Annotated in this window: 19 protein-coding genes and 1 pseudogene; 12 read left to right on the top strand and 8 right to left on the bottom strand. The window is 69.6% G+C overall.

The window, feature by feature from the left end; translation table 11 throughout:
- Positions 1 to 592, bottom strand: a pseudogene (locus ABIN76_RS17235) (endonuclease); the annotation flags it as partial.
- 549 nt (positions 593 to 1141) lie between these two features.
- On the opposite strand from ABIN76_RS17235, the gene ABIN76_RS17230 reads away from it, so the two are divergent.
- Together ABIN76_RS17230 and ABIN76_RS17225 are read left to right on the top strand one after the other, a co-directional pair.
- On the top strand, positions 1142 to 1867 hold the full coding sequence (locus ABIN76_RS17230) for a dienelactone hydrolase family protein (protein WP_346960884.1): 726 nt from the start codon (positions 1142 to 1144) through the stop codon (positions 1865 to 1867).
- The gene (locus ABIN76_RS17225) at positions 1864 to 2523 is read left to right on the top strand and encodes a hypothetical protein (protein WP_346960883.1); all 660 of its coding nucleotides are present in this window, start codon (positions 1864 to 1866) and stop codon (positions 2521 to 2523) included. The genes ABIN76_RS17230 and ABIN76_RS17225 overlap by 4 nt, the downstream gene beginning before the upstream one ends.
- Here the strand turns inward: ABIN76_RS17225 and ABIN76_RS17220 are convergent.
- Positions 2518 to 4032 carry an ATP-binding protein gene (locus ABIN76_RS17220; RefSeq protein ID WP_346960882.1) on the bottom strand — a complete coding sequence of 505 codons (1515 nt, stop codon included), beginning with the start codon at positions 4030 to 4032 and terminating at the stop codon, positions 2518 to 2520. The two genes, ABIN76_RS17225 and ABIN76_RS17220, sit on opposite strands and share 6 nt — an antisense overlap.
- Before the next feature lie 38 nt (positions 4033 to 4070).
- Positions 4071 to 5483, bottom strand: a complete 1413-nt coding sequence (locus tag ABIN76_RS17215) for a PLP-dependent aminotransferase family protein (protein ID WP_346960881.1) — start codon at positions 5481 to 5483, stop codon at positions 4071 to 4073.
- Positions 5484 to 5505: 22 nt separating this feature from the next.
- Here ABIN76_RS17215 and ABIN76_RS17210 point away from each other — a divergent pair, with 22 nt between their 5' ends.
- Both ABIN76_RS17210 and ABIN76_RS17205 read left to right on the top strand, forming a co-directional pair.
- Positions 5506 to 6477 carry a DMT family transporter gene (locus ABIN76_RS17210; RefSeq protein WP_346960880.1) on the top strand — a complete coding sequence of 324 codons (972 nt, stop codon included), beginning with the start codon at positions 5506 to 5508 and terminating at the stop codon, positions 6475 to 6477.
- 66 nt (positions 6478 to 6543) lie between these two features.
- Entirely contained in the window at positions 6544 to 7188 is a 645-nt protein-coding gene (locus ABIN76_RS17205) for an FMN-binding negative transcriptional regulator (RefSeq protein WP_346960879.1), read from the top strand.
- 66 nt (positions 7189 to 7254) lie between these two features.
- Here the strand turns inward: ABIN76_RS17205 and ABIN76_RS17200 are convergent, their stop codons facing one another.
- The 4 genes from ABIN76_RS17200 to trxA form a co-directional block, all read right to left on the bottom strand.
- Positions 7255 to 8289 (bottom strand): Gfo/Idh/MocA family oxidoreductase, encoded by a 1035-nt coding sequence (locus ABIN76_RS17200; RefSeq protein ID WP_346960878.1) that lies wholly within the window; start codon positions 8287 to 8289, stop codon positions 7255 to 7257.
- A 73-nt stretch (positions 8290 to 8362) separates the two neighbouring features.
- Positions 8363 to 9037, bottom strand: a complete 675-nt coding sequence (locus ABIN76_RS17195) for a hypothetical protein (protein ID WP_346960877.1) — start codon at positions 9035 to 9037, stop codon at positions 8363 to 8365.
- On the bottom strand, positions 9015 to 10229 hold the full coding sequence (locus ABIN76_RS17190; RefSeq protein WP_346960876.1) for an MFS transporter: 1215 nt from the start codon (positions 10227 to 10229) through the stop codon (positions 9015 to 9017). The genes ABIN76_RS17195 and ABIN76_RS17190 overlap by 23 nt, the downstream gene beginning before the upstream one ends.
- A 295-nt stretch (positions 10230 to 10524) precedes the next feature.
- A complete protein-coding gene (gene trxA / locus ABIN76_RS17185) occupies positions 10525 to 10890 on the bottom strand; it encodes a thioredoxin (protein WP_346960875.1) in 366 nt (121 codons plus the stop codon).
- Positions 10891 to 11044: 154 nt separating this feature from the next.
- Here trxA and ABIN76_RS17180 point away from each other — a divergent pair, with 154 nt between their 5' ends.
- From ABIN76_RS17180 to ABIN76_RS17145, 8 genes are all read left to right on the top strand, one after another.
- The gene (locus tag ABIN76_RS17180) at positions 11045 to 11359 is read left to right on the top strand and encodes a rhodanese-like domain-containing protein (RefSeq protein ID WP_346960874.1); all 315 of its coding nucleotides are present in this window, start codon (positions 11045 to 11047) and stop codon (positions 11357 to 11359) included.
- A 2-nt stretch (positions 11360 to 11361) separates the two neighbouring features.
- Positions 11362 to 11688 (top strand): metal-sensitive transcriptional regulator, encoded by a 327-nt coding sequence (locus ABIN76_RS17175; protein WP_346960873.1) that lies wholly within the window; start codon positions 11362 to 11364, stop codon positions 11686 to 11688.
- Between the two features lie 155 nt (positions 11689 to 11843).
- Positions 11844 to 12146, top strand: a complete 303-nt coding sequence (locus ABIN76_RS17170; RefSeq protein ID WP_346960872.1) for a rhodanese-like domain-containing protein — start codon at positions 11844 to 11846, stop codon at positions 12144 to 12146.
- A 157-nt stretch (positions 12147 to 12303) separates the two neighbouring features.
- Entirely contained in the window at positions 12304 to 12912 is a 609-nt protein-coding gene (locus tag ABIN76_RS17165) for a rhodanese-like domain-containing protein (protein ID WP_346960871.1), read from the top strand.
- The gene (locus ABIN76_RS17160) at positions 12909 to 13673 is read left to right on the top strand and encodes a sulfite exporter TauE/SafE family protein (RefSeq protein ID WP_346960870.1); all 765 of its coding nucleotides are present in this window, start codon (positions 12909 to 12911) and stop codon (positions 13671 to 13673) included. Before ABIN76_RS17165 ends, ABIN76_RS17160 begins: the two co-directional genes overlap by 4 nt.
- Positions 13674 to 13802: 129 nt before the next feature.
- A complete protein-coding gene (locus ABIN76_RS17155; RefSeq protein WP_346960869.1) occupies positions 13803 to 14210 on the top strand; it encodes an STAS/SEC14 domain-containing protein in 408 nt (135 codons plus the stop codon).
- A 136-nt stretch (positions 14211 to 14346) separates the two neighbouring features.
- A complete protein-coding gene (locus tag ABIN76_RS17150) occupies positions 14347 to 14793 on the top strand; it encodes a universal stress protein (RefSeq protein WP_346960868.1) in 447 nt (148 codons plus the stop codon).
- Positions 14794 to 14799: 6 nt separating this feature from the next.
- Positions 14800 to 17133 (top strand): HAD-IC family P-type ATPase, encoded by a 2334-nt coding sequence (locus tag ABIN76_RS17145; protein WP_346960867.1) that lies wholly within the window; start codon positions 14800 to 14802, stop codon positions 17131 to 17133.
- Positions 17134 to 17266: 133 nt separating this feature from the next.
- On the opposite strand, the gene ABIN76_RS17140 is transcribed toward ABIN76_RS17145, so the two are convergent.
- Positions 17267 to 18688 (bottom strand): MBL fold metallo-hydrolase, encoded by a 1422-nt coding sequence (locus tag ABIN76_RS17140; protein ID WP_346960207.1) that lies wholly within the window; start codon positions 18686 to 18688, stop codon positions 17267 to 17269.
- Positions 18689 to 18925: the final 237 nt, after the last annotated feature.

Raw genomic sequence — 18925 nt, 5'->3', positions numbered from 1 at the left:
GGCGTTCGCGCCAGGCGCGCGCTTTCGCCCGGAACCGGCCCGGCACCAGTTCCCCGGCCGGGCAGCCCCGGGCCGGGTTCGGCGCGTCCGGGTCCAGGAAATGCGCTTCCAGCGCCGCGGCCCCGGCCGCATCCAGGTTCGCGGCCTCATCGACCATGACCCGGGCATGCTGCCACGACAGCTCACCGCCCTGCAGCGCCGCCAGGGTCAGCGGCAGCACCTCCGTCAGGGCCAGGGAATCACAGATCAGCGCCCCGGCGCTGCGTTCACTGACCGTCAACACACACGCGATCTCCGCGACCGTTGACATCTCCTGGACCGTAACGTCCTGCAGGTTCGCCGCCGGCCCCGCCAGGGCCTCGGAGGAGCGCACGTACCCGGCGGTCAGCAAACCCTTCAACGCCGCGAGCCGGGATTCAGTGCGGGCCACCTCCGCCAAACCGTCCAGGCACGCCTCCGACACCTCACGCAACGGATCGGCCGAATCACCGGTACCGATGCCCTCCAACAGGGCAGCCAACGCGGCAGAAGACGCCGCGACGGTCGCCGCCGCCGCACCGATCTCCGCACTCAAAGCCGCCCCGCTTTTCATACCCAAAGCCTAAATGAGGCCACCGACAGAAAAGCGAACCAACCCCGGCGGTGCCGGGCGCACCCACAAGCACCGTAAACACCGCTAACGCTGCGCAACGAACAAGCAGGAACAGCGCGGGCGCGGGCAAGGAGAGCCTGTGGAGCGCCGACCACGGCAGCGCCGGCCACGGCGACGCCGGCCACGGCGACGCCGGACACGGCAGCGCCGGACACGGCAGCGCCGTCGGCCGCCACCGCCGCTGCGCGGATGTCCACACCTGTCCCCGCACCCATCCCCGCACTCAGAGCTGCTCCGCTTTTCATACCCCAAGACTAGAAGTGGCCACCGACATTTATTGCGGTGCTGAAACCCAGCAGGCAAACCTGTCCGGGGCCGTGGGTTTTCCGCTGGCAAGTGCGGCCGGTTCCATCAATTTCCGCGGCCGCGAAACCAGTCGGCCCATTCCTATACTCACGGCTGCGTCCAACGGATCTTCCGTGCTCGGGGGCACAACTGGTAAGCCGTAATTCACATCGTGATTGGTTCGAACCTTCCGGGAGCCCCCTCATGGCCGAGACGTGCATTGGCACCGAACGCGGGAACATGCCTGTTTACCTCGCCATCCCGGCCGGCGCCGGGCCCTGGCCGGGCGTCGTCGTCATCCATGACGCGCTTGGCTTGAGCCGGGACACTCGGGAACAGGCCGATTGGCTGGCCGGCGAAGGGTTCCTCGCGGTGGCACCGGATTTGTTCTACTGGGGCAGCAGGTCGGCCTGTCTGTGGTCCCTCATCCGGGGCTGGCGGCCGCTGGGCGACCTTGATCTCGCCCGGGCATGGCTGGCGGCACGTGGCGACTGCACGGGCCGGGTCGGAGTGATCGGCTTCTGCATGGGCGGAGGCCTTGCCCTTATGCTCGCCCCGGATCATGACTTCGCTGCGGCCAGCGTGAACTATGGCGGACTCGACGACGCAACTGCGAGAGCGATGCCGCGTGCGTGTCCGATCGTTGCGAGCTATGGCGCCGAGGACCGCTGGCCGGGAGTGCGGAAAGTGCCGGCACGGCTGGAACCGCTGCTGACTGCCGCCGGCATAGACCATGACATCAGGGTCTACCCCGGCGCCGGACACGGATTCCTGAATCAGCACGCTGAATCGGATCTGACATTCGGAGACAGGCTGCTCGCGAAACTGGCGGCGGCCAGCTATCACGAGCCCTCGGCCCAGGACGCCCGCCGGCGGATCCTTGCGTTCTTTCGGAAGCACCTCAGCCCTGACGGGGAGAACCAACGATGAAGAAGATCGAAGCCAGGCGACTTGCCATGGCCGGGGGAGCTGCCGCCGGTATCACCGCCTACCTGGCGTTTGCGCGGCCGCGCTTGCTGCGTGCCGGCGCCACGGACGACGAAGTTCAGGGACCATACTCGGGTTCCGGAGTCATTCCGGACGGTATCCGTAGCGCGACCATGGCTGTGACGATTGATGCACCCCGCTCACGGGTGTGGCCTTGGCTGGTACAGATGGGAACCGACCGGGCCGGCTGGTACAGCTGGGATCGTCTGGATAACTTCGGGCGCCGCAGCGCAAGGACAATTCATCCGGAATGGCAGGAAATCGCCGTCGGGGACCGGCTTGCGGCCAAACCGGACGGAAGCCAGTGGTGGGAAATCGCGGCGCTGGATCACGAGCGGTTTCTGGGTCTACGCATGTCACTGGATCTGCGCGGGCGTCCGTTCGACCCGGCCGGAACAAGGCCGCGGCACTTCACCGACTCGCTCTGGGGCTTTGAGCTCAAAGACACCGCTGACGGGCGCAGCCGGGTGGTCGTCAGCGGGTACTGGTCGTTCCGGCCGAAATGGCTTCAGCCGCTGCTAAGTGTGCTCCTGCTGGAGCCCTCGCACTGGGTCATGCAGACCCGCCAATTCTCAAATCTGAAACGCCTCGCCTTATGAGAAAGCGACTGAGCCGCCTCCGCCAACGGCTTCTCCGCCCCCGGAGCTGCCTCCGCCGGCCGGCCCGGCTCCTCCGAATCCGCCCCCGAATCCGCCCCCAACGCCCCCACCGCCGGAGCCGAAACCAGCGCCGCCTCCGCCGCTGCCAAGCAAACTCCGGGTGAGCGCCTCGCCGTCGGCCATCAGGTCCGCCACGGCAGCCAAGAGGTGGCCGTCCGCGACGGGCACGCCCTCCAGGGCGGCGGCGACGACGGCGCGCCGGATCAGTTCGCGGGCGAACGATGCGGTGGTGCCCTCGGTACGGCCCGCGGCCTCCTCAAGTGCAGCCGTTCCGAAGGGAATCCCGCGCGAATACAGCTCGAGCAGCGCCACCCGCTCCGGCTGTGCGGGCAGCGGAATCTCCACCGCCAGGTCAACCCGCCCGGGGCGCTGCGCGAGGGCGCGCTCCAGCATGTCCACCCGGTTGGTGGTGAGGACGAACGCCACGTCCGCGTCACTGGCCAAGCCGTCCATCGCGTCGAGCACCTCGAAGAGCAGCGGCTGCGGTCCGTGGCCGAAGCTCCGGTCCTCGGCGATGAGATCACAGTCCTCCAGCACGACGATGGACGGCTGCAGCGCCCTCGCCATGGTGGCCGCCTCGGAGATCCGGGCCAGCGACCCGCCGGACAACAGGATGGCGGTGGCACCGCCGCTGCGGCTCAACAGATAACGCACGGTGTGGGTTTTTCCGGTGCCGGGCCGCCCGTACAGCAGGATCCCGCGCTTGAGGTGCTGCCCGTACCGGTTGAGGGTGTCCCGGTGCTCCGCAATGCCAAGGGCGTGGTCCGACACCTTCTGCAGCAGGCCTTCCGGCAGGATGACCTCGGACGCGGCCAGCGCCGGCCGGGCGTGGAAGGTCACGCCCGCCGCACTGGGGCCGTACTCGCCCATGACCAGGGAGATCACCTGCCCCTTCAAGATGCTGTGGTGCTGCATCCGGCGCCGGAACTCGGCGAGGAAGTTGGCAGCAGCCTCCGTGTCACCGGCCAGGACTTCCAGGGACGCTGTTTGCCGGCCGTAGCGGGGGTTGGCGTCGCGCTGCAGCACCGCGATCGGACGGCCGCCGTGGTGGAACAGCCACAGCCCCAGCGCCACGGCCTGCCGCAGCTCATCCGGGCCTACGGCCAGGTTGGCGTAGTCGGGCTGGGCAAGCGGGAACTGTGGAAAGACCTGCGCCTGCTGCAGCATGTCACTCAGGGAATGATGGTGGCGCTGGTCGCCGCCGCCGATACCCACCAGCCGGTGCTCAGGGTCCACGCCCGCGAGTCCCGCCATCTGGATGTCGGCATCCACGAACCGGTGCGGCGGGATCTGCTCCACCACTACGGCCACCGTCCCGGCCGGCAAGCCCAGGTGGTCACTCAGCGTCGTCAGCAGCTGTGTCCCGGATGGCACCCGGTGCTGCCCTGCCTGGGCCAGCTGCACCAGCTGCGCGAAATCATCGATGAACTTCCCCAAATTTTTATCCATGCGCAGACCCTACCAGCCTGCCGGAAACCCGCCCCCGGCTACCGGCCGTTGCGGTCGATCGCCTGGCCCAGGATGCGTGCCCCCGCCGGGAAGGACCCCGGGTTGGGCCCGGTGTAATTGAGCCGGATGAAGGGCCCGGCGGGTTCGGCGGGAAACCATTCCGTACCGGCGGCAATCAGCAGCCCTGCGCGCTCGCAGTCGGCGCTGAGCTGCTCGACGTCGGTCCCGTCGGGCAGGCGGGCCCAGAGGTTCAGGCCGCCTTTGGGCACCAGCGTCAGGTGGGCCTGCGGGGCGTGCTCGCGCAGGCTCGTGATCAGCAGGTCGCGGCGGGACTGGAGCTGGTGCCGGACGCTGCGCAGGTGCGTCTGCCAGGCGGGCTGGGTGACGACATCCAGTGCCGCGGCCTGCAGCAGGCCGCTGACGTACATTGACTCCGCCCCGCGGTCCGCGAGGATGCGTTCCCTCGCCGGACCGCGCGCGATCACCGCGGCAACCCGGATGGCCGGCGACACGCTCTTCGTCAGGGTCCGCAGGTACACCACATGGCCGGAATCGTCCCGGGCGGCGACGGGGGAGGGGTCCGAGGTGATGCCGAAGTCATGGGCCCAGTCATCCTCCACGAGGAACGCACCGTGCCGGCGCACAATCTCCAGGACCTCTGCGCCGCGCCGGGGCGTCCACTGCGCCCCGGTGGGGTTGGCGTAGTTGGCCTGCGCGTAGAACAGCCGCGCCCCGGTTTCCTCGAAGGCGCGGTCCAACTCGTCCGGGTCCGGGCCGTCCGGGCCGCTCGGAACGGGGACCACGCGCACGCCCGCCTGGGCGGCGGCGAGAATGGCGCCCCAATAGCTGGGGGACTCCATCAGCAGCGGCTGACCGCTGCCCACCAGCGCCCGGAAGATCGAGCTGAGCCCGCTTTGGCTTCCCGGCAGTACGACGACGTCGCTCGCTGCCGGCGGGGTGACGCCGGCGGCCGTCGAGGTGCCCAACTCGTGCGCGAACCAGGATTGCAGCTCCGGGAGCCCTGCTCCCGGAGCGCGGGACAGTGCCGCCTCGCCTCTCGCCGCCCTGGTCAGGGCGGCCCGGACCAGCCGCTCGGGCAACAGCTCGCGGGCAGGGTAGCCGGAGTGCAGGGCGATCACGTCGTTCGAGGCGCTGCGCATGGCGGTCGACGCCGAACGCAGCGGTGCGTGCGGCGTCCGAAGGGCCGCTGTCTGCCAGCCGTAGTCCGAGGGCCGCGCCGTCGGAACGGCCCTCACGAAGGTCCCGACGCCGGGCCGGCTCTCGATGAGCCCCTGCGTGGTGAGAGCCTGCAGGGCCTTTTGTACCGTAACGGGACTGGCTTGGTGCTCGGCCACCAGTGACCGCGTGGACGGCAGCTGCGATCCGGGGGCGGCCCGTGCAATCCAGTCCCGCAACTGCTCGAAGATCCGCGAACTGCTATCGTTGTTCATGAGAGACAATAGTAGCGCTACTGTGATTTTCCCCCCGGTGATACCGCCCCGCCTCGCCGCGGACGTACCCGGCGACCGACCCGGTGGCAGGCCCGGTGGCCTTTCCGGCCGGCCGGCCGGCGGCCTCTGGTGGGGCCTGGCCGGCGTCGCGGCCTTCTCCTTCACCGTTCCCTTCACCCGGGTCGCCGTAGCCGGGCTGTCGCCGCTGTTCATCGGCTCCGGCCGGGCGGTCGTGGCCGCAGTCCTCGCGGCCCTCGCCCTCACGCTCACCCGGCAGCGCTTCCCGGTGGGGCCGCAATGGGCGCGGCTCGCCGTGGTCGCCGGCGGCATCGTCGTTGGCTTTCCGCTGCTCACCTCCTTCGCCCTCACCAGCGCTCCCGCCAGCCACGGGGCCGTTGTAATTGCCCTGCTCCCGGCGGCTACCGCAACCGCCGCCGTTCTGCGCGGCCATGAGCGTCCGCCCAGGGCTTTCTGGCTCGCCTCGGCTGCCGGCGCAGCCGCAGCCGTCGGGTTCGCCTTTGCGCGGCCGGGAGGTTTCGGGCAGCCGCAGTGGGCGGATCTGCTGCTCCTCGGCGCCGTCGCCGCCGCAGCCATCGGCTACGCCGAGGGCGGCCTGCTCGCCCGCGAGCTGGGCGCCTGGCAGACCGTGTCCTGGGCCCTGGTTATCGCGGCGCCGCTGATGTTCGTCCTGGCCGGTGTAGCGGTGGCCCAGCAGCCGCCGTCGGGCACGCCGGCGCAGTGGGCCGCTTTCGCCTATCTCGGCGTCATCAGCATGTTTCTCGGATTCTTCGCCTGGTACCGTGGGCTCGCCATCGGCCCCATGACCCGGGTCAGCCAGATCCAGCTCATCCAGCCCGTGCTGAGCATCGCCTGGGCGGCGCTGCTCCTTGGCGAGCCGCTGACGCAGACCACCCTGCTGGGCGGCGCCGCGGTCATCGCCTGCGCCGGCCTCGCGGTCCGCACCCGGCTGAGGCCGCCGCCGGCACAGCCTTGACGCTTCCAGCTCCCTCTACTTCCCGCACCTCACCGCACCGCCCATCCACGAAAAAAGGAACAACCCATGTACATCCCAGCGCACTTCGCGGCCGGGCCCGGCGCCGTCCAGGACCTCCTGGCCGCCCCGGCGGCCGCGAACCTGGTCACGATGACCGCGAACGGCATGCTCGCGACCCTGCTGCCGCTGCTCTACGACCCTTCCGGCGGCGGCTACGGCACACTGCAGGGCCACCTGGCGCGGAACAACACGCAGTGGTCCGAACCCGCGATCGGCGAGGCGCTGGCCATCGTGCAGGGCGCCGATGCGTATATTTCCCCGTCCTGGTACGCCTCCAAGGCCGAACACGGACGCGTCGTCCCCACCTGGAACTACTCCACGGCGCATGTCTACGGCACGCTGGTGATCCACGACGACCCGGCCTGGCTCGCCGACCATGTCAGGCGGCTGACGGACCTTAACGAACGCCGTTCGGAGCAGCCCTGGTCCGTGGATGACGCGCCGGAGCCCTATATCGCAGGCCAGCTGCGCGCCATCGTCGGCGTCGAACTGCGGATCAGCAGGATCGAAGCGAAAACCAAACTCAGTCAAAACCGCCCGGACCGGGACATCGACGGCGTCGTGGCCGGACTCGCGGCGAGCGGGCAACAAGCCAGTGCGGACGACGTCGAACGCGCCCGCCCGGGGCGGTGCCCGGCCACGGGACAGTAGGCCGGGGCAGTAGGCCGGGCCAGCAGGCGGCAGTCTGCGGCAGCGGGCAGTCCGGCGCCGATCCCGCTAGCGGGCGTCGCTGGGGTAGCTGAGCCCGATCTGGCTTCGGACTGCGTCCAGCGCCGTCATGACCTGGACACTCTCGCGCGGGGAGAGGATGTCGTTGGCGACGGCACCGGCGGCAATGAGCCGCTCGGTTTCCCACGCCTGGTACTGCATGCCGCGGCCGGTGACCGGCTCGTCAAACCGCTCGAGGACGTTGCCGCCGTCGTCGTAGCGGGTGAAACCGGTGGGCGTGTACCAGACCGGGTCGATTTCGATGCTGCCTGCGGTCCCGATCACCGCGGCGCGGTTGGGCCCGGCGGTGTCCAGGGCGCAGTGCAGCACTGCCTGCTCGCCGTCCCCGTATTCGAAGATCATGGCGGTCTGGCGGTCGACGCCGGTGGCCGTCATGCTGGCAGCGGCCTGGATCCGCACCGGCGCCCCGAACACGTCGAAGGCGAAAGACACGGGGTAGATCCCCAGGTCCAGGAGGGCGCCGCCGCCCAGCGCGGGGTCGTTAAGCCGGTGTTCCGGGTCTTTGGGCAGGTTCTGGTTGTGGTCCGCGATCACGGTCCGGACCTCGCCCAGGGCGCCCGCAGCGATCAGTTCCCGGATCCGGACCATGTGCGGCAGGTAGCGCGTCCACATCGCCTCAAGGGCCACCAGGCCCTTGGACGCGGCGAGGTCCACGATCTCCTGCGCCTGCCACGCGTTCATGGCGAACGGCTTTTCCACCAGCACGTGTTTGCCGGCGTTCAGGGCCAGCAGCGCGTTCTCATAATGGAAGGGGTGCGGCGAGGAGACGTAGACCACGTCGACGTCGGGGTCGGCCACCAGCGCTTCGTAGCTTCCGTGCGCCGCGGGCAGTTGGAATTTGCCGGCGAATTGGCGGGCCGTTGCGAGGTCCCGGGAGCCCACCGCCTGGACGGTAAAGCCGTGCTCCAGCAGGTCCGACGTCTGCAGTCCGGCAATAAAGCCGGTGCCGAGGATTCCCCAGCGGATGCCGCTTCCCGGGCCCTCGGGGCGATCGGGGGAGGCGGTGGTGGGGGTGTCTGACATCGTGGGTTCCCTTCGGCCAAGCGCAGATGGTGTGAGCCGACGGCAGCGGCGCTTGTCCCAGGGACGTCGCAGGTTACTGCCGGCGTGTTGTCGACCGTACCGTATGGGCGCCGGTTTGGTGCAGAGCGTCTCCACCGGAGTAACCGGCTCCGCGGGCCGGCGGGAAAAGCGGCCGGCAGGTGGGGCAGGAAACGGCGCCGAACGGCGCGCCGTCGTCGGGAGCCAGGGCTGCCCGTTCAAGATCCAGACGCAATCGCAGCGCCCAGCCCAGCAATGCGAGGGAGGCGAGTGAGACGGCCGGCTGGATCAGGGTGCCCAGCACCGCAGGGGCCGCCCAGCTGAACAGGTAGGCGAGGAGGCTGTCCGGGCCGGGGGAGGTGCCCAGGGCCAGCCCGGCGAGTCCGAGTACCGGCCACCGGGTATCACACAGCGTGGCCTCTGCGCCGATCGGGGCCCGGACATAGCTGCCGACGAGGAGGCCGGCCAGCAGCGACCCCGCGGCGATGGCCGGGACGGACCACCAGGCGGCCCAAGGCGTACCGGCCCAGGCCGCGCCTGCCCCGGCCGCGCCGTTCGCGGCGACGAGGGCAGCCGCGGCGGCAACGGCGGTGATCCCGGCAGCCACCATCCGTGGGCGCTGCCAGCCGCGCAGCGAACGCCAGTCCCGGCGCAGCCACGCCAGCTTGGCCGGGCGTCCCAGCCGGCCCGCGCCGGCCGGCTGGTCCTCAGCCCTGGTGTGCCGCGGCATGTTGGTCCGCCTTTCCCCACGTCCGGACGGCTGTCCAGCCGATGACGACGGCAACCAGCACGATGGCCAGGAAGCCGAGCCCGGAATAGCCAGCCGCGGTAAGGACCGGACCCGCAAGGGCGCCGCCGAAGGCCCCGGCGGCGTTCATGCCCAGGTCGGACATGCCCTGGATGGCCGGCCGGTCATGACCGGAGACGGACTCGGCCACCATGGCGGAGCCCGCGACAACCGAGGCGGACCAGCCCAGGCCCAGCAGGATGAGGCTGACCGTCACGGCTGTGCGCGAATCCGCGGCGAAACCGGCGATCAGGAGGGAGGCCAGCAGCATCGCCTGGCCCAGCAGCACCACGGGCAGCCGTCCGGCCTTGTCGGCAAGCCAGCCGAAGACGGGGGAGAGGGCGTACATTCCGGCGATGTGCAGGCTGATGGTGAAGCCCACGATCGTCAGGCTTGCGCCGTGCTCGCGCAGATGGATCGGGGTCATGGACATCAGCGCCACCATCGTGGCGTGGCTGAGTGCCACCACGACGACGGCGTACCGGGCCCGGGCGTTGCGGCGAAGGATCGTCAGTCCGGACTGCGGAGCGGCGGTTTCCCCGGGCCGGTCTCCGGTTTTCAGCGCCTCCAGCAACGGGTCCGGCCGCAGTCCGGCCAGGTACACAGCGGCTGCGGCCAGCTGGGCGGCCACCGAAAAAGCAAAAGCCCCGGTCATGGGCGGCAGGCCGAGGGCGGCGCCGACGGTTTCCCCGGGGCTGAAGAGATTGGGGCCCAGCACGGCCCCGATGGTGGTGGACCAGACGACCACGGAGAGGTCGCGGGCCCGGGAACCGGGCCGGGCAAGGTCAGTGGCGGCAAAGCGGGCCTGCAGGTTGACGGCGGAACCCGAGCCCAGCAGCATCAACCCCAGCAGGAGCAGCGGGAAGACCGCGAGCGCCGCGGAGCTGATCGCGATGACCGCGCCGGCACCGGCGATGAGGGCACCGGTGGATAGCGACACCCGGCGTCCCCGGGCGAGCGCCAGCCGGGCCAGCGGTATCGCGGCGAGGGCCGCGCCGAGGGTGCTCATGGTTGCGGCCGTGCCGGCCCAGGCCGGCGAGCCGGACAGCTGGGCCGCCAGCAGCGAGCCAAGGGACAGGGTTGCGCCCATGCCGATGCCGCCCAGTATCTGGCCGCCGACCAGCACGGAGAGCACCTTCCGCTGCGAAGCGCGGCCAGGAAGGTGCTCCCGTACGGGCGCGGGCCTGAGTGGCATCATCGCCCGGCGGGGCGCAGGCACTGCGGCACCCCGGCCGGTCGAGGGGGGATCACTTGCAGGTGCAGCGCTGTTCGGCGGGCACGTTGGCCATGACGGACTCGACGTGCTCGCCGCAGCCGGCCCAGGTGATCTTTCCACAGCTATTGCAACGAACGGAACTGCACATTGTTTTCTCCTTTGGTGGGTATTGCTGGTCGGGTAGTGCTGGTACTGCCGGGGTGGTCTGTGACGGTCAGGACGCGGGGGCGGCGGCCATCTTCGCCCGCACGTCTTCCATGTCCAGGCCCTTGACTGCGGTGATGAGTTCATCGAGTCCGCTGGCGTTCATGGCGCCGGGCTGGGAGAAGACGAGGATACCCTCGCGGAAAGCCATCAGGGTAGGGATCGAGGTGATGCGTGCCGCTGCGGAGAGCCCGGGCTCGGCCTCCGTGTCCACCTTCGCGAAGACGACGTCGGGGTGGGCCTCGGACGCCTTGCTGAACGTGGGGGCAAACATGCGGCAGGGACCGCACCAGGCTGCCCAGAAGTCCACCAGCACGATGTCGTTGCCGGAAATGGTGTCGTTGAAGGTCTTTTCAGAAATGTCGATGGTTGCCATGCATCGAATATATACCCCCGGGGGTATTGCGTGCAAGCGTGACTGCCGGGCCGGGCCGGCAAGGGGCTGGGCTTGCAAAAATACCCCGGGGGGTATCATGATGGAAGGGTCAAGTTTCCGCCCGGAGCTCCCGGCAGCCTGAAAGGAAAGCAGTATGAAAAGCATTTCTGTTGATGACCTGGCGGCACTCGTGCCCGGTGTTCCCATCATCGACGTGCGGGAAGCCGAGGAGTATGCCGAGGCCAGCGTTCCCGGCACGAAGAACCTCCCGCTGTCGGCGCTGCCGCAGACCCTTGGCGACGTTCCGATCGGCCGCACCGTCTACGTCATGTGCGCCTCCGGCGGACGCAGCGTCCGGGCCACCGCCTTCCTGGCGGAGCAGGGCTACGACGCAGTCAATGTCATGGGAGGCATCACGGAGTGGTACCGCAACGGCCATCCGGTCACCTACAGCGGCGGGGGCAACTGAGCATGTCGTCCGCCATCAGCCTGCCCGGGGTAAAGCCGGGCCCCGACGCCGCGATGCGCCGCACCATCAACCGGCTCAAGCGAGCCCAGGGTCAACTCGGCGCGCTGATCGCCGCCGTCGAATCCGGATCCGACTGCCGGAGTGTCGTCACACAGCTTTCGGCTGTCCGCGGCGCCCTGGATAAGGCCGGTTTCGAACTGATCTCCTCCGCCATGCGCGAGTGCATCGCCGACGTGCCGGAGGGCATGGAGGGTGCGGCTGCCGATGACGCGGCCGGCCAGAAGCTCACCCTGGAAGAAATCCGGGGCCTCTTCCTGCGCCTGACCTGACGCCCCGTGGCCTGCGCGGCGACCGGGCCGCTCAAGGCTCAGGGGCGCCCCGGCGCATCACCGCCAATTTGAACCTTAATACCCCTGGGGGTATATTGGTAGTGGCTGGATCGGCCACATGCCCCCACCGAACGCCTCCCGAAAGGTGCACACCCATGGACATTACCGCCCAGGAGCTCAACGAACAGCTCAAGAACGGCAGCAACGCCCAGATCGTGGACGTTCGCGAATCCGCCGAAGTCGCCGACGGCATGATCGCGGGCGCGCAGCACATCCCACTGGGCGAACTGCCCGCACGGTTGGGCGAACTGGACAAGGCCCGTCCCGTCGTCGCCGTCTGCCGCAGCGGCCGCCGCAGCGCGGCCGCCGCCGACCAGCTCGCTTCGGCCGGCTTCACCTCCTACACGATGACCGGCGGAATGCTCGACTGGTCCGCCGCCGGGCTTCCCGCCGGCTGACACTCCCATAAACTGCCCGGGCGGCGCCTCCCCCCACTGTGCCGCCCGGGCCTCCACCTGTCCTGATTGCGCCCTTAAGGGCTCCAGGCAGGTGGTCGGCGGCTTCCCGCACCCGCGCGCTGCCGCCAGAACTGCCCAAGCTATACCGAAAGAGACTATGACTACCTCAAACAAGACCACTACGGTCGAGTCCGCACCCCAGTCCATTGACGCCTCCACCCTGAAAGCCTGGGAGGACAACCACGATGACCTGATGGTGATTGACGTACGCAGCGGTGCCGAGTTTGATTCGATGCACATCAAGGGCTCGTACCATGTCCCGCTCTCTATGCTGAGCGAACACACCGAGGAATTTGCCGCCAAGATGGGCACCCGCGTTGTTCTGGTGTGCCAGTCCGGAAACCGGGCCGAGCAGGCCCGGAAGCACCTGGACGCAGTCGGCCTGGGCAGCGCGAGCGTGCTGGCCGGAGGCGTTCCCGCCTACGCCGCCGCCGGCGGCAACGTGGTGAAGGGCCGCAACACCTGGGCCCTGGAACGCCAGGTCCGCATGACGGCCGGATCCTTGGTCCTGGCCGGCGTCGTCGGAAGCAAGCTGCTCTCGCCGAAACTGGGTCTGCTTGCCGGCGGCATCGGAGCCGGCCTGACCTTCTCGGCTGCGACGAACAGCTGCGCCATGGGCCAGATGCTCTCCAAGATGCCGTGGAACCGTTCCGCCAACGAGCCCACCGCCCACCAGGCGCTGCAGAACCTGGGCTCCAAGGCATGATCCTCACCGCGGCGGCGTTCGGGCTGATCGTCGGCGGCCTGCTGGGCCTGGTTGGAGGCGGCGGGTCCATTCTCGCCGTCCCCGCCCTCGTCTATGGGGTGGGGCTCCCGCTGGCTGCGGCGATCCCGACGTCGCTGGTCGTTGTCGGTGCCTCGTCCGCCGTCGCGGTGCTGCCCCGCCTGCGGGGCGGAGTGAACTGGCGGCTTGCCCTCATCATTGGCGCCGCCGGCACGGCAACCGCCTACTTGGGCGCGTACGTGAACCGGCTGCTCGACCCGAAAGTGCTGCTGCTGGCGTTTGCCGCCATCATGGTCTTCGCCGGCATCCGGATGATGCTTCCGTCCAAGGCATCCGGCGGGTCCTGCGCCCTGCCCGGCGGCGGCGTCAACTGGCGCAGCTGCCTGCCCAAGGCCATTGCGACCGGCGCCGTCGTGGGCTTCCTGACCGGGCTCCTCGGCGTCGGCGGCGGCTTCCTGATCGTCCCGGCTCTGACCCTGGTCCTGGGCCTGCCGATGGCGGTGACCGTCGGTACCTCGCTGGTCATCATCGTGATCAACTCGATTGCCGGCTTCGCCGCGCACCTCGGTGATCTGCAGATCGACTGGGCCGTCACGGCAGCGTTCGCGGGGGCAGCCATGGTTGCCTCCCTGGTCGCGGGCCGGCTCGGCACCAGGATCCCGGACAAGGTGCTCAAACGCGGTTTCGGCGTCCTGGTCCTGCTGGTCGCCGCCTATGTGACGGTGCAGGCACTCCTCTCCTAAGCAGGGGACGGCCGGAATGGAAAAGCACGGACAAAAAGCGCCGGAGGACATGTCCTCCGGCGCTTTTCCGTGGCCCGGGTCCCGGTCACCCCGGCCGGGAAGGGTATCTTGGGGACCTAGGGGGAGCGCATGGAAGAGATCCTGATCGCAGACGGAAAAGCGAGGCTCGCATTGTGCGGGTCCTACTTTCACTTGGCCTGGACACCGGGGGCGCAGGTGGACGCCGGAGACGCTGCCGAGTCCATTGAAGCGATGCGGGGCCTCAGCGGCGGCAGGGAGCTACCGCTGCTGGTTGAGATCGCCGGTGTGACCATGAGTGCTGCGGCGAGGGGTGCGTACGAACGAGCCGAGGCCGTGTCCGCGGTGGCCCTGCTGGGCTCCAGCGTGGTGGACACCGTCGTGGCGGCGGCACTGCGCCGCCACGACTTTTGCCCGCACGCGTATTTCACCTCACGCACAGAGGCCCTGGCATGGCTGGAGGCCTTCCAGGTTCCGGAGTTGGCCGCGGGGGAGGAACCGGGCCTGCGCCACGCGTAGCCTGGCTGCCCCCTGCGCCGGACGCGCCGGATGCAGCCGGCCACGGTACAAGGACCCTTGATTGACCCGGCCGCCGGGAGGATCGTGGGGCGTGTGGCACAACGCCGTGCCCGGAAGACGCAGGTACGGAGGCGCGATGGCAGCCGCAGCAACGTTTCGAATCGTAGTCGGAGTGGACGGCTCGGACTCCTCGCTCGCAGCCCTTGACTGGGCGCTTGAGGAGGCGCGCCTGCGGTCCGGCCAGGTCCACCTGGTGAGCGCCTGGCATTATCCCGTCATCGGGGACGCAGCCGGCCGGGGGCCGGACCGGGACGCCTTCGGCGAGCACGCGCGGCAGGCCCACACAGACGCGCTGCGGCACGCGGCCGGTGCCGGCGTCGACGTCACCGGCGAGGTGACTGAAGGCCATCCTGCGGACGTGCTGCTCCGGGCCGCCGCCGGCGCCGACCTCCTGGTGGTTGGATCGCGCGGCCATGGCGGCTTCACCGGAATGCTGCTTGGCTCGGTATCAAACCATGCCGTCCACCACGCCCCGTGCCCGGTGCTGGTGGTCCGCACGGATGCGGGTCCGGCGCAAGGCTGAAAAAACGTGGCCGCGCCGCAGGGGCTGTCCACCGCACAGGCAGCCCGGTTGCTTGAGACTGCCGGCCCTAACACCGTCCCGCTGCAGCGGACGGGGCTGGCGCTGCGGCTGCTGCGGAAACTTTGGGCGCCCGTCCCGTGGATGCTGGAGGCAACCATTGTCCTGGAGTTCGTGCTGGGCAAATGGCTGGACGCGCTGATCATCCTGATGGTCCTGAGCCTGAACACGGCGCTGGGCATCGTCCAGGAGCGCCGCGCGGTGGCTGCCGTCGAGCTGCTCCGCAGCCGGCTGGAGATCAATGCGCGGGTGCTGCGGGACGGGGCCTGGACTGTGATCCCGGCATCCCGCCTGGTCCCCGGCGACGCTGTCCACCTCCGGGTCGGCGATTTCGTGCCCGCCGACGTCGTGGTCCAGGACGGCACCATGACGGTGGACCAGTCCACCCTCACCGGCGAGTCCGTTCCCGTTACCCGGGACCCGGGCAGCACCGTCTACGCCGGCGCCACGGTGGTCCGCGGAGAAGCCAGCGGCACCGTGGCCGCGACCGGCGCCGCCACCTACTTCGGCAAAACCGCGGAGCTGGTGGGCAGCTCCGCGCCCGCCGCCCACCTGGAACACGTGGTGTTGCGGATTGTGCGGGTATTCATTGCCGTGGACCTGGTCCTGGCCGTGGCGGGCACCGCCGGGCTGGCCGCCGCCGGCTCCACCAGCACAGACGTGATCTCCTACGCGATAATACTGCTGCTGGCGTCGGTGCCGGTGGCCATGCCGGCCGCCTTCGCCCTGGCCGGCGCCCTCGGCGCGAAGCACCTTGCGTCGCTGGGGATCCTGACGACGCGGCTCACGGCCCTGCAGGACGCCGCGTCGATGAGCGTCCTGTGCATAGACAAGACGGGCACGCTGACCGAAAACAAGCTCGCGGTCGCCGCCGTCGCCCCCAGCGGGGCGCTCGGCCGGGACGAGCTCCTGCAGTGGGCTGCCGCGGCCTCCGACGCCGCCACACAGGATCCCCTGGACCTGGCGATCCTCGCGGCGGCCGGTGAATCCGTGCGGGCCGGTGAACCCGCGGGGGCCGGGGACAGGCTGAGCTTCACCCCGTTCGACCCCGCGACCAAGCGTTCCCAGGCAACGGTGGCCAGGGACGGCAGGACCGTCCGGGTCACCAAGGGTGCCCCGCACGTCATCGCGGCCATGGCCGGGACCCGGCCGCCGGCGGAACTGGAGGCCCTGGCCTCCGGCGGCGCCCGGGTCCTCGCCGTCGCTCTCGACGACGGGAGCTGGCGCCTGCTCGGGCTCATTGCCCTCGCCGACCGGGTGCGGCCTGAAGCCGCCGGTCTCCTGGCCCGGCTCGCCGGACTCGGAATCCGGGTCATCATGGTCACCGGCGACAGCGCTGCCACAGCCGCCGCCGTCGCCGCGGACGTGGGGCTCAACGGCGACGTGGTCCGGGCGGAGGACCTCGCGGCGCTGGGCCACGAAGATGGAGGACCCGCCGTTATTGCCCAGGTCCTGCCCCAGGACAAGCACCGGATCGTGCAGCTGCTTCAGCAGGCGGGCCACGTGGTGGGAATGACCGGGGACGGTGTCAATGATGCCCCGGCGCTGCGCCAGGCCGAGGTGGGGATCGCCATGGAAGCCGCGACGGACGTGGCAAAGTCCGCGGCCGGGGTGGTCCTGGTCCGCGGGGGATTGAACGACATTGTGGGTTTGGTCGAGGAAAGCAGGAGGATCCACCAGCGCTCGCTGACCTACGCCCTGAACGTCAGCGTGAAGAAACTGGAGGTGCCGTTGTTGCTGACCGCCGGGGTGCTCTCCTTCGGCCAGCTCGTGTTCACGCCGTTGCTGATGGCGCTGCTGCTGCTCGCCAACGACGTGGTGAGCATGATGCTCACCACGGACAACGCCCGCTTCTCGCAGCGCCCTGACACGTGGCACGTGGCACGGACCATCGCCGGCGCCCTCGTGGTCGCCGTGCCGATGCTCGGCGCGTCGCTGGCCTTGCTCTGGGCGTCCGGGCAGCTTTGGCCCGGGGGCGGCATCGACCAGGTCCGGACCGTCATCTTCCTGACCCTGGTCTTCAGCAGCCAGGTGACCAGCTACGTTGTGCGCACGGCGCTCCCGGCGTGGAAGGACCGGCCCTCCGGGCTGCTGCTGGCGGCGTCGGTGCTGGACGTCGCCGGCGCCTCTGCGCTGGCGCTGTGGGGTGTCCTGATGGCGCCGGTTCCAGGCGCCCTGCTGTTGCTCATCGCTGCGGCGACGCTCACCGGCGGACTCATCGCCGACCGTCTCAAGGTGCCGGCCTTCCGGAGGTTGCGGCTGCACACCGGAGGGGCCGGCTGAGCGCAGCCATCGCAGGCTTCCGGGGGCACAACTGTGGCGGCGGGCGGGGGTGTTTCCCCTGCCCGCCGCCACGTGTTGCTGCTGCGGTTACTGCGTTAGTGCGGTTGTTGCGTTGTGTCCGCGGCTCGTGGTGTTAGCTGGCCGGGACGGTTTCCTTGGCCTGCTGGGCCGACTGCTGTTGTGCGTTCCACGCAGCGTAGCTGCCGTCGAGTTCGACGACGTCGTAGCCGGCGCGGCGCAGGGCGCTGGCCGCGACGGAGTTCCGGACGCCGCTTTGGCAGTAGGACACGATGGTGCCCTCGGCGGGGAGTTCGTCCAGGTGCCACATGACGCGGCCGCCGCTGAGCTGGTAGGAGCCGGGGATGTGCCCGGCGGAGTGCTCGGTGCGGTTGCGGACGTCCAGGACCATCGCGGCGTCGAAGCCGTCGAGTTCCTCGGGCTGGATCAGCTTCGGCACGGAGACCGGCAGGCCTTCGAGGCCGGTGACGTAGCCGGCGACCTTGTCGATGCCGACGCGGACCAGGTGGTCCCACATTTCCTGCGCGGCGGCCTGGTCCGGGGCCAGGAGCACCAGCGGGTTGGTGTCGGTTTCCGGGTTCACGACCCAGGCGCCGAAGCTGGCGGTGGATTTGCCGGCCGGGACGTTCACGGAGCCGGTGACGGTACCTTCGTGGACCTCGTTGTTCGGGCGGGTGTCCACGAAGATGACCTTGTCCGCGGCGAGGTCGGCGGCGACGTCGGCGGTGGCGAGTTCGGCCAGGGGTGCGCGTTCGCCCATCACGGCCGGGCCTTCCCGGTTTTCACGCTTCATCCGGGCGAAGTAGGCGTGCGCGTCGGGCTGGCCGTCGAGGAGTTCGTCGATGAAGCCCTGCTCGTCGTTCGCGGCCAGGTACGGGCCCCACCAGGCGTAGAGGCGTTCGTAGCCGACCGTGGAGGACGGGATCGCGCCCAGGGCCTTGCCGCAGGCGCTGCCGGCGCCGTGGCCGGGGTGGACCTGGACGTGGTCCGGCAGGGTCAGGAACTTATCGCGCAGGCTCGCGAAGAGCTGCTTCGCGCCGGCGAACCGGGTATCAACCCCGCCGGCGGCCTCGTCCAGCAGGTCCGGGCGGCCCAGGTCGCCGGAGAAGACGAAGTCACCCGAGAGCAGGTAGCCCGGGGCGTCGGCGAACGCGCCGTCGGTGATCAAAAAGGACAGGTGCTCCGGGGTGTGCCCGGGAGTGTGGAGGGCCTTGACCGTGATGTTGCCCAGCTTGATCTCATCGTTGTCGTTCAGCCGCCCGGCGTCGAACCCGTACTGCCAGTCCGCTCCGCCCTCGCCCGAAACATACGCGGCAGCGCCCGTCGCGGCAGCCAGTTCCCGGGTCCCGGACAGGAAGTCCGCGTGGATATGCGTCTCGGTCACCGCGACGATCTTCATCCCGTTCGCGGCAGCAAGATCCCGGTACACGGCAATATCACGCCGGGGATCAACCACCAGCGCCTCACCCTTGGCCTGGCAACCAATGAAATAGCTCGCCTGGGCAAGGTCTTCGTCGTAAATGCGCTCAATAAGCATTCGGGGAACTCCTTCTTGCGGTGGACGGGGAAGGGATTCCTTCCTCCTCTGCACTCAACAATAATACCCCCGGGGGTATCTTGCAAACGGGACAGGGGGACTCCCGGCCAGGAACAAATACGGTGCGAAAATTTGGCTTGCCCGGCCCTCAGTTCCTCATCCGGAGCTGCTGGCTCCGCCGTCCTCTGCCGCCTCGCGCAGCCCGCCGTCCTCTGCCGCCTCGCGCAGCCCGCCGTC

Origin of the sequence: uncultured Arthrobacter sp., from assembly GCF_964021775.1 — a bacterium.
Lineage (GTDB): Bacteria > Actinomycetota > Actinomycetes > Actinomycetales > Micrococcaceae > Arthrobacter.
This window is presented reverse-complemented; position numbering and strand designations above follow the sequence as displayed.